The organism is Streptomyces cahuitamycinicus, from assembly GCF_002891435.1.
GTDB classification, from domain to species: domain Bacteria; phylum Actinomycetota; class Actinomycetes; order Streptomycetales; family Streptomycetaceae; genus Streptomyces; species Streptomyces cahuitamycinicus.
In genome coordinates this window covers 1-9,350 of record NZ_POUC01000325.1, presented here as the reverse complement: position 1 = coordinate 9,350, position 9,350 = coordinate 1, and the positions used below count along the sequence as shown (strand labels likewise).

Below are 9,350 nucleotides of genomic sequence, written 5' to 3'. Positions count from 1 at the left end.
ACCCACTCCCCGCCCTGCTCCTTCACCCGCCGCAGTGCGCTCGCCCCCAGCCCCTCCAGCCGGGCGACCTCCTCGTCGCGCCGCCCCTGGCCGGGGTGCAGATCGAGGTGCAGCCGGTTCTTGACCGTCTTCGTCTCCGGAACGCGCTGGAACAGCAGCCGGCGCCCCAGCCCGGTCCCGCTCTCCTCCTCGTAGGGGTCCTCGGGGTGCCGTACGGCGACCAGGTCCCGGAAGGCACGGCGGCCGTGGAACTCGACCGTGGCCTCCTCCGGCAGGGCACCGAAGCCGAGCAGCTTCCCGATGAGGACGCTGTTGTCCTCGACCTCGTAGCGCAGGGCGGCGGCCCAGAAGTCGGCCTGGGTGTGCGGGTCGTTCGCGTCGATGACGAGTTTCCAGTGCACGGGAGCCGGTGATGCGGGTGTCTGAGTCATGTAACCACTTATACTGGTTAGATGAGTGGACGCGCAGGGGAAACGCCGGATCGAACGCCCGGCCTGACGTTGGTCTCGGGCCAGGGCAAGCCCTACCGCTTCGACCCCGGCACCCTGTGCCTGGAGCTGACGGTGACGGGCGGCCCCGGGGCCTTCGCCCGCTGGGAAGTGCTGCACGAACCCGCTGACCTGGTCACCTGGGCCGGGCGCAGCCGGCTGCCGGACGGCCTGGAGCTCACCGTCTCCGCCGGGGAACTGGAGCGGGCCCGCGCCCTGCGCGACGCCGTGTTCCTGCTCGCGGCCGACCGCGCCCACGGGCGACCCCTGCGGGCCGACCAGCTGGACATCGTCAACGCCGCCGCGGCCGCGCCCCCGCTCGTCACCCGCGCCGAGCCCGACGGCACCCGCGCCTGGGCCCCGGGCGCCACCGGCACCCACCTGCTCGCGACCGTCGCCCGCGACGCGATCGACCTGTTCACCGGGCCCTTCGCCGACCGCGTCCGCGAGTGCGGCGCCCACAACTGCCACCTGCTCTTCGTCGACACCTCCCGCCCGGGCCGCCGCCGCTGGTGCGCGATGGAGCACTGCGGGAACCGTGAGAAGGTCCGGGCGCACCGGGCCCGCCGCGCTCCTGTGGAGCCGTAGCCTCCGCGGCGGAGCACTGCGGGAACCGTGAGAGGGCCCGGGCGCACCGGGCCCGCCGCGCTCCTACGGAGCGCACCGGGCCCGCCGCGCTCCTACGGAGCCGTAGCCTCCGCGGCGTCCGCCGTGCGGGAGTCGTACGCGGCCCGGGCCGCCGCGATCTCCCCCTGGTGCTTCTCCGTCCAGGTCACCAGGGACTGGACCGTGGCGTGCAGCGTTCTGCCGAGGGAGGTCAGTTCGTACTCGACGCGCGGCGGTACCACCGGGTGCACCGTCCGCTTCACCAGGCCGTCGCGCTCCAGCGAGCGCAGGGTCACCGTCAGCATCCGCTGGCTGACCCCGTCGATCTCCCGGCGCAGCTCTGTGAAGCGCAGCCGCCGGTTCTCCAGCAGCGCGATGACCAGCAGCGACCACTTGTCGGCGATCCGGTCGAGGATCTGCCGGACCTGGCAGTCCTCGCGGGTGTCCCACTGGAAGGGGTCGGCGTCGCCGTGGTTCACGGTGCTCGGGCGCTTACTCGGTGACTTCGAAGTGCCTTCTTCCACGTCCAACGATGCTGCCGCAGGGAGGGGCGTGGTTACAAGAGGGAACCGACCCCCGCTTGCGTAACCGCCCTCTACCGGAGGAGTGTTGACTCATGGGCACCCGTGCCTGGGCGCTACTGCTCGTTCTGTGCGGAACGATCTTCCTCGAAGGCATCGACGTCGCGATGATGGCGGTGGCGATCCCGGCCGTCCGTGCCGATCTCGGGCTGACCACCGGCACCGCCGCCTGGGTGATGAGCGCCTATGTGCTCGGCTACGCGGGTTTCACGCTGCTGGGCGGCCGGGCCGCCGACCTGCTCGGGCGCCGGCGGATGTTCCTGCTCTGGCTGACCATCTTCCTCGCCTTCTCGGGGCTCGGCGGCTTCGCAACGGGCGGCTGGATGCTGATCGTCGCCCGGTTCGTCACGGGCGTCGCCGCCGCCTTCATGACCCCGGCCGCGCTCTCCCTGATCACCACCTCGTACGAGGAGGGCCCACAGCGCAACAAGGCCGTGCTGGTCTTCGCCGGGGCGGGCGCGGCCGGCTTCTCCCTCGGCCTGGTGGTCGGGGGTCTGCTCACCCAGATCGGCTGGCGCTGGGTGTTCTTCGCACCCGTGCTGCTGGCCGCCGCCCTGCTCGTCGCCGCCGTACGCCTGATCCCCCGGCGTGACGCTCCGCCGAAGCGCCGGCGCACCTTCGACCTGCCCGGTGCGGTCACCGCCGCGTGCGCCATGCTGCTGGCCGCCTACACCGTCGTACGTCTGGAGCACGGCCTGCACCAGTGGCCGATCACCCTGGCCTCGGGCCTGGCGGCCGTGCTGCTGGCCGGTGCCTTCGTCGTGGTCGAACGCCGCTGCCCCGATCCGCTCGTCCGGCTCGGCCTGCTGCGCAAGGGCCCGGTCGTGCGCGCCGACCTGGGGGCGCTGCTCTTCCTCGGCGCCTTCTTCGGCTTCCAGTTCGTCGTCACGTTCTACCTGCAGGAACTGCGCGGCTGGTCGTCCCTGCAGACGGCGCTGGCCCTGCTCGTCACGGGTATCGACGCCGTCCTCGCGCCGACGCTCACGCCCAGACTGGTCACCCGCTTCGGCAACGCCCGGGTGATCGCCGGCGGATTCCTCCTGGCCGTGGCCTCCTACGCGCTGTTCCTGCCGGTCGGCATGGACTGGTCCTACGCCATGATGTTCCCGGCCCTGCTCCTGAGCGGTCTCGCGTTCGCCCTGGCCTTCGGGCCGCTGACGATCGCGGCGACGGACGGGGTGGCCGAGTCGGAGCAGGGGCTGGCCGGCGGGCTGCTGACGACCGCCATTCAGTTCGGCTCCGCGATCGGCATCTCGGCGGTGACCGCGGTCTACGGCCTGGCGTCCACCGGGTCCGGCCCGGAGGCCACACTCTCGGCGTTCCGCGCGGCGTTGACGGTGCCGGTCGCGCTGGTGGTGCTGGGCACGCTGATCTCGCTGGTGAGCGTGCGGGAGGCCCGGCGGGCGGTGCGCAACGCGTCCCAGGTGAGCAGCGCCAACGCCAGCCAGACGAGCGTGAATCCGGCCCAGCGCTCCGGCGGCATCTCCTCGTGGAAGTAGAGGATGCCGAGCAGGAACTGGATGACCGGCGTCGAGTACTGCAGCAGGCCGATGGTGGACAGGGGCACACGGATGGCGGCGGCGCCGAAGCAGACCAGGGGGAGCGCGGTGACGATACCGGCCGAGGCGAGCAGCGCCACGTGCCCCACACCCTCGCCGGTGAACGTGGAATCGCCCTGCGCGGTGAGCCACACCAGGAAGGCGAGCGCGGGCAGGAACTGGATCGCGGTCTCCGCGGCCAGCGACTCGATGCCGCCGAGGCCCACCTTCTTCTTCACCAGTCCGTACGTGGCGAAGGAGAACGCCAGACAGAGGGAGATCCACGGCGGCTGCCCGTAGCCGATGGTCAGCACGACCACCGCCACGCCGCCGGTCCCGACCGCCGCCCACTGCACCGGCCGCAGCCGCTCCTTCAGCAGCAGCACGCCCATCGCGATGGTGACCAGCGGGTTGATGAAGTACCCGAGCGAGGCCTCGACCACGTGCCCGGAGTTCACGGACCAGATGTACAGGCCCCAGTTGACGGTGATGACCGTCGCGGCGACCGTGATCAGCGCCAGCTTGCGGGGCTGCCGGAGCAGCTCGCCTGCCCAGGCCCAGCGGCGCAGCACGAGCAGCGCGGCGCCCACGAAGACCAGCGACCACACCATCCGGTGGGCCAGGATCTCCATCGCGCCGGCCGGCTTCAGCAGGGGCCAGAAGAGGGGGACCAGCCCCCACATCCCATAGGCCGCGAAGCCGTTCAGCAGTCCTATGTGCCGCTCACCCCTCGGCTTGCCGGTCACGGGCCCCTCCTTCGCGCCTGGCGTGCGTCCGCGTTCACGACGGTAACGCCGAGCACCCCCGGCTGTCATGTCCGTATCGGCATACGGTCATGACAGTCAGGGGTGGCGCGGTGAAGCGGCGGTCAGTCCTTGAGGGCTGCGGCGATGGCGTCGGCGAGCGGGGTGGTCGGGCGGCCGGCCAGGCGGGAGAGGTCACCGGTGGAGACGACCAGTTCGCCCTTCTCGATGGAGGCGTCGACGCCCGCGAGGGTCTGCGCGAGCGGCTCGGGCAGGCCCGCGCCGGTGAGGATGCCGGCGAGGGCTTCGGGGGAGACGGCGTTGTAGGCGATGTCCTTGCCGGTCTGCCGGCTCAGCTCGGCCGCGTACTCGGCGAAGCTCCAGGAGGTGTCGCCGCCCAGCTCGTACGTCTTGTTCTCGTGCCCCTCACCGGTCAGTACGGCGACGGCGGCAGCGGCGTAGTCGGCGCGCGAGGCGGAGGAGACCTTGCCCTCACCGGCGGCGGCGACGACCGCGTTGTGCTCCAGTACGGGCGCGAGGTTCTCGGTGTAGTTCTCGTGGTACCAGCCGTTGCGCAGCAGCGCGTAGGGCACGCCGGAGCCCAGCAGGATCTCCTCGGTGCCGCGGTGGTCGTCGGCCAGCGCGGCGGTCAGGGTGCCGGGGGCGCTCGTATAGGCGACCAGGGCGACACCGGCCGCCGCGGCGGCGTCGATGACGGCCTTGTGCTGCTGCACGCGGCCCTTGTCGAACTCGTTGCCGGAGACGAGCAGCACCTTGTCGCCGGCGGAGAACAGGCCGTCGAAGGAGGCGGGGGCGTTGTAGTCGGCGAGGGCGATCCGCACTCCTCGGTCGGCGAAGTCGGCGGCCTTCTCCGCGCTGCGCACGACCGCGGTGATCTGCTCGGCGGGGACCTTCTCCAGCAGCTGCTCCACGACGTGACGGCCGAGGTTCCCGGTGGCTCCGGTGACGACGATGCTCATGGTGAGGACTCTCCTTGTGGGGTGCGTTGGCACTAACCTTAGGAGATGCGCTAACTCTTGGAAAGTACCCACTTTGAAGTAAGGTACTGGCATGGCGGTAAGTAAGAGCGAAGCCCTGTGCCCGTATCGGCTGATCCTGGAGCACGTGACCAGCCGCTGGGGTGTGCTCGTCCTCATCGAGCTCCTGGACCGCCCGTATCGGTTCAGCGAGCTGCGCCGGGCGATCGGCGCGTACGGCGGCCGGGGCGTCAGCGAGAAGATGCTCACGCAGACCCTCCAGACCCTGGAACGGGACGGACTCGTCCACCGCGACGCCAAACCCGTCATCCCGCCGCGCGTCGACTACTCCCTCACCGGCCTGGGCCGCGAGGCCGCCGAGCAGGTACGGGCCCTGTCGCAGTGGACGCACGACCGCATGGACGACGTGGAGAAGGCACGGCGGACATACGACGAGACCCGGGCCGCTTCCTAGGCGGTCCCGGGTCTCGGGGGGGCTTGGCAGGTCAGCCCACGACCGTCCAGGTGTCGCCGCCCGCCAGCAGCGCGCCCAGGTCGCCCTTGCCGTGCTGCTCGATCGCGGTGTCCAGCTGGTCGGCCATCTGCGTGTCGTAGACCGGGCGCTCGACGGAGCGCAGGACACCGATGGGGGTGTGGTGCAGGGTGTCCGGGTCGGCGAGGCGCGACAGCGCGAATGCCGTGGTCGGGGACGGGGAGTGGGCGTCGTGGACGAGTACCTGGTCCTCGTTGTCCGGCGTCACCGCGACCACCTTCAGATCGCCGGTCAGGGGGTCCCGCACGACGCCCTTGGCCTGGTCGGCGCCGAAGCGGATCGGCTTGCCGTGTTCCAGCCGGATCACGGCGTCCTCGGCCTGCTGCTTGTCCTTCAGGGCGTCGAAGGCGCCGTCGTTGAAGATGTTGCAGTTCTGGTAGATCTCGATCAGTGCCGTGCCCTGGTGGGCGGAGGCCTGGCGCAGCACCTCGGTGAGGTGCTTGCGGTCGGAGTCCACCGTCCGCGCCACGAAGGTGGCCTCCGCGCCGATCGCCAGCGATACCGGGTTGAAGGGCGCGTCCAGCGAGCCCATCGGCGTCGACTTCGTGATCTTGCCGACCTCGGAGGTCGGCGAGTACTGGCCCTTGGTCAGACCGTAGATCCGGTTGTTGAACAGCAGGATCTTGAGGTTGACGTTGCGGCGCAGCGCGTGGATGAGGTGGTTGCCGCCGATGGACAGGGCGTCGCCGTCGCCGGTGACGACCCACACCGACAGGTCCCGGCGGGAGCCGGCCAGCCCCGTGGCGATGGCGGGGGCGCGGCCGTGGATGGAGTGCATCCCGTAGGTGTTCATGTAGTACGGGAAGCGGGAGGAGCAGCCGATGCCCGAGACGAAGACGATGTTCTCCTTCGCCAGCCCCAGCTCCGGCATGAAGCCCTGCACCGCCGCGAGGATGGCGTAGTCGCCGCAGCCGGGGCACCAACGCACCTCCTGATCGGACTTGAAGTCCTTCATCGACTGCCTGCCCTCGGCCTTGGGAACGAGGGAAAGCGACTCGACGGTGCCCGGGCCGTGCGTGGACGTCTCAGCCATCGATGGCCTCCTTCAGAGCCGCGGCGAGCTGCTCCGCCTTGAACGGCATGCCGTTTACCTGGTTGTACGAGTGGGCGTCGACCAGGTACTTCGCCCGGATGAGCGTGGCGAGCTGCCCGAGGTTCATCTCCGGGATCACCACCTTGTCGTAGCGCTCCAGCACAGAGCCCAGATTCCGCGGGAAGGGGTTGAGGTGCCGCAGATGCGCCTGCGCGACGGACTCCCCGGCTCTGCGCAGCCGCCGTACCGCCGCGGTGATCGGCCCGTAGGTCGAGCCCCAGCCCAGGACCAGTACCGTCGCCCCGTGCGGGTCGTCCACTTCGACGTCCGGGACGTCGATGCCGTCGATCTTCGCCTGCCGGGTGCGGACCATGAAGTCGTGGTTGGCGGGGTCGTAGGAGATGTTGCCGGTGCCGTCCTGCTTCTCGATGCCGCCGATCCGGTGCTCCAGACCCGGTGTGCCCGGGACCGCCCAGGGGCGGGCCAGCGTCTGCGGGTCCCGCTTGTACGGCCAGAACACCTCACTGCCGTCGTCGAGGGTGTGGTTCGGCCCCTGCGCGAACTGCGTCCGCAGATCGGGCAGCTCCTCGATGTCGGGGATCCGCCAGGGCTCGGAGCCGTTGGCCAGGTAACCGTCGGACAGCAGGAACACCGGCGTGCGGTAGGTCAGCGCGATCCGCGCCGCCTCCAGCGCGGCGTCGAAGCAGTCCGCCGGGGTGCGCGGCGCGACCACCGGAACCGGCGCCTCGCCGTTGCGCCCGTACATCGCCTGCAGCAGGTCCGCCTGCTCGGTCTTGGTCGGCAGGCCCGTCGACGGGCCGCCGCGCTGGATGTCCACGATCAGCAGCGGCAGCTCCAGCGACACCGCCAGCCCGATCGTCTCCGACTTCAGCGCCACCCCCGGGCCGCTCGTCGTCGTCACGGCCAGCGAACCACCGAAGGCCGCGCCCAGCGCCGCCCCGATACCGGCGATCTCGTCCTCGGCCTGGAACGTGCGCACCCCGAAGTTCTTGTGTTTGCTCAGCTCGTGCAGGATGTCCGAGGCCGGAGTGATCGGGTACGACCCCAGATACAGCGGCAGATCCGCCTGCCGCGAAGCGGCGACCAGCCCGTACGACAGGGCCAGATTGCCGGAGATGTTGCGGTACACACCCGGCGGGAACGCCGTGGCCGCCGGGGCGACCTCGTAGGAGACGGCGAAGTCCTCCGTGGTCTCGCCGAAGTTCCAGCCCGCCCGGAACGCGGCGATGTTGGCCTCCGCGATGTCGGGCTTCTTCGCGAACTTCGACCTCAGGAACTTCTCCGTGCCCTCGGTGGGCCGGTGGTACATCCACGACAGCAGGCCCAGCGCGAACATGTTCTTACTGCGCTCGGCCTCCTTGCGGGTCAGGGCGAACTCCTTCAGCGCCTCGACCGTGAGCGTGGTCAGCGGCACCGGGTGCACGTGGTAGCCGTCCAGCGACCCGTCCTCCAGCGGGGACGTGTCGTAGCCGACCTTCTGCATCGCCCGCCTGGTGAACTCGTCCGTGTTGACGATCACCTCGGCGCCGCGCGGCAGATCGCCGATGTTCGCCTTCAACGCCGCCGGGTTCATCGCCACCAGCACGTTCGGCGCGTCACCGGGCGTGAGGATGTCATGGTCGGCGAAGTGCAACTGGAAGGACGACACACCCGGCAGAGTCCCGGCAGGGGCCCGGATCTCGGCCGGGAAGTTCGGCAGCGTCGACAGGTCGTTGCCGAACGACGCGGTCTCCGAGGTGAAACGGTCACCGGTGAGCTGCATACCGTCACCCGAGTCCCCCGCGAACCTGATGATCACCCGGTCGAGGCGGCGGACATCCTTCGCGCCCGCCGCTTTGCGCTGCTCTCCTACGACTGTTCCGTCGGCCTGCTCCGCTGGGCTACTGACCTGGCTGGTCACTGAACTGGACCTCCCTCGAGGCGGCTGTCCGGGAAAGGCCTTCCCGCAGGCCCTCCCAGGATCAACACTACGACCGCAAGGGTCGCCTTCTTTGTGTCATTCGCATCTTGGACACGACTTCGGGATGATCATGCGTCCTTGTTTGTCCGGGTATCCGGTGCCAGGGCGTAAAACGTCAGGACCTGAGGTACGTCAGCACGGCCAGCACCCTGCGGTGGTCCCCGTCGCTCGGGGACAGCCCCAGCTTCAGGAAGATGTTGCTGACGTGCTTCTCGACCGCCCCGTCGCTGACCACCAGCTGCCGCGCGATCGCCGAGTTCGTCCGCCCCTCGGCCATCAGCCCCAGCACCTCACGCTCCCGCGGGGTGAGCCCCGCCAGCACGTCCTGCTTACGGCTGCGGCCCAGCAGCTGCGCGACCACCTCCGGGTCGAGCGCCGTACCGCCACCGGCCACCCGCACCACCGCGTCCACGAACTCCCGCACCTCGGCCACCCGGTCCTTCAGCAGGTAGCCGACGCCCCGGCTGGAGCCCGCGAGCAGCTCCGTTGCGTAGCGCTCCTCCACATACTGCGACAGCACCAGCACCCCGAGCTCCGGGTGCGCCTTGCGCAGCTGCACCGCCGCCCGCACCCCCTCGTCGGTATGCGTCGGCGGCATCCGCACGTCCGCCACGACCACGTCCGGCAGCTCGCCCGCCGCGTCCAGCTCCGTGATGGTCTTGATCAGCGCCTCGCCGTCACCGACACCGGCGACGACGTCGTGCCCACGGTCCGTCAGCAACCGGGTCAGGCCCTCCCGCAGCAGCACTGAATCCTCGGCGATGACCACCCGCACCCTGTCCTCCACGATGTCCGGCCCCCCACAGCCCGATGCCGCCCGTCCGCAGCCCACAACGGCCCCGCGCCCACC

General features: G+C 70.4%; 9 protein-coding genes and 1 pseudogene. 3 read left to right on the top strand and 7 right to left on the bottom strand.

Translation table 11 applies throughout. The features are described from left to right. Positions 1 to 431: VOC family protein (locus C1J00_RS31530; RefSeq protein WP_102912398.1), on the bottom strand; the 431-nt coding region annotated here is incomplete at its 3' end. Positions 432 to 452: 21 nt separating this feature from the next. Here C1J00_RS31530 and C1J00_RS31525 point away from each other — a divergent pair. Continuing rightward, entirely contained in the window at positions 453 to 1,076 is a 624-nt protein-coding gene (locus C1J00_RS31525; RefSeq protein WP_102912397.1) for a CGNR zinc finger domain-containing protein, read from the top strand. 92 nt (positions 1,077 to 1,168) lie between these two features. Here the strand turns inward: C1J00_RS31525 and C1J00_RS31520 are convergent, their stop codons facing one another. Beyond that, positions 1,169 to 1,618 carry a winged helix-turn-helix transcriptional regulator gene (locus C1J00_RS31520; protein ID WP_102912396.1) on the bottom strand — a complete coding sequence of 150 codons (450 nt, stop codon included), beginning with the start codon at positions 1,616 to 1,618 and terminating at the stop codon, positions 1,169 to 1,171. A gap of 92 nt (positions 1,619 to 1,710) precedes the next feature. Here C1J00_RS31520 and C1J00_RS31515 point away from each other — a divergent pair. Continuing rightward, positions 1,711 to 2,865: pseudogene (locus C1J00_RS31515) on the top strand (MFS transporter); the annotation flags it as partial. A gap of 80 nt (positions 2,866 to 2,945) precedes the next feature. Here C1J00_RS31515 and rarD read toward each other — a convergent pair. Next, positions 2,946 to 3,896, bottom strand: a complete 951-nt coding sequence (rarD, locus tag C1J00_RS31510) for an EamA family transporter RarD (RefSeq protein WP_439333451.1) — start codon at positions 3,894 to 3,896, stop codon at positions 2,946 to 2,948. A 185-nt stretch (positions 3,897 to 4,081) separates the two neighbouring features. After that, positions 4,082 to 4,936, bottom strand: coding sequence for an NAD(P)H-binding protein (locus C1J00_RS31505; protein WP_102912394.1), 855 nt, complete (start codon positions 4,934 to 4,936; stop codon positions 4,082 to 4,084). A gap of 91 nt (positions 4,937 to 5,027) precedes the next feature. Here C1J00_RS31505 and C1J00_RS31500 point away from each other — a divergent pair, with 91 nt between their 5' ends. Next, positions 5,028 to 5,408, top strand: coding sequence for a winged helix-turn-helix transcriptional regulator (locus C1J00_RS31500; protein ID WP_102912393.1), 381 nt, complete (start codon positions 5,028 to 5,030; stop codon positions 5,406 to 5,408). 31 nt (positions 5,409 to 5,439) lie between these two features. Here the strand turns inward: C1J00_RS31500 and C1J00_RS31495 are convergent, their stop codons facing one another. From C1J00_RS31495 to C1J00_RS31485, 3 genes are all read right to left on the bottom strand, one after another. Continuing rightward, positions 5,440 to 6,519: a 2-oxoacid:ferredoxin oxidoreductase subunit beta gene (locus C1J00_RS31495; protein WP_102912392.1), complete on the bottom strand. Its 1,080-nt coding sequence runs from the start codon at positions 6,517 to 6,519 to the stop codon at positions 5,440 to 5,442. After that, complete coding sequence (locus C1J00_RS31490) at positions 6,512 to 8,440, bottom strand: 2-oxoacid:acceptor oxidoreductase subunit alpha (protein WP_102912391.1); 1,929 nt, start codon at positions 8,438 to 8,440, stop codon at positions 6,512 to 6,514. The genes C1J00_RS31495 and C1J00_RS31490 overlap by 8 nt, the downstream gene beginning before the upstream one ends. Positions 8,441 to 8,615: 175 nt before the next feature. Beyond that, on the bottom strand, positions 8,616 to 9,275 hold the full coding sequence (locus C1J00_RS31485) for a LuxR C-terminal-related transcriptional regulator (protein WP_281262780.1): 660 nt from the start codon (positions 9,273 to 9,275) through the stop codon (positions 8,616 to 8,618). Between the last annotated feature and the right edge of the window lie 75 nt (positions 9,276 to 9,350).

Excerpts from the sequence above, each read along its gene's own strand:
- C1J00_RS31525 (WP_102912397.1), top strand. The coding sequence starts at position 453 with ATGAGTGGACGCGCAGGGGAAACGCCGGATCGAACGCCCGGCCTGACG.
- rarD (WP_439333451.1), bottom strand. The coding sequence starts at position 3,896 with ATGTGGGGGCTGGTCCCCCTCTTCTGGCCCCTGCTGAAGCCGGCCGGC.
- C1J00_RS31505 (WP_102912394.1), bottom strand. The coding sequence starts at position 4,936 with ATGAGCATCGTCGTCACCGGAGCCACCGGGAACCTCGGCCGTCACGTC.
- C1J00_RS31500 (WP_102912393.1), top strand. The coding sequence starts at position 5,028 with ATGGCGGTAAGTAAGAGCGAAGCCCTGTGCCCGTATCGGCTGATCCTG.
- C1J00_RS31495 (WP_102912392.1), bottom strand. The coding sequence starts at position 6,519 with ATGGCTGAGACGTCCACGCACGGCCCGGGCACCGTCGAGTCGCTTTCC.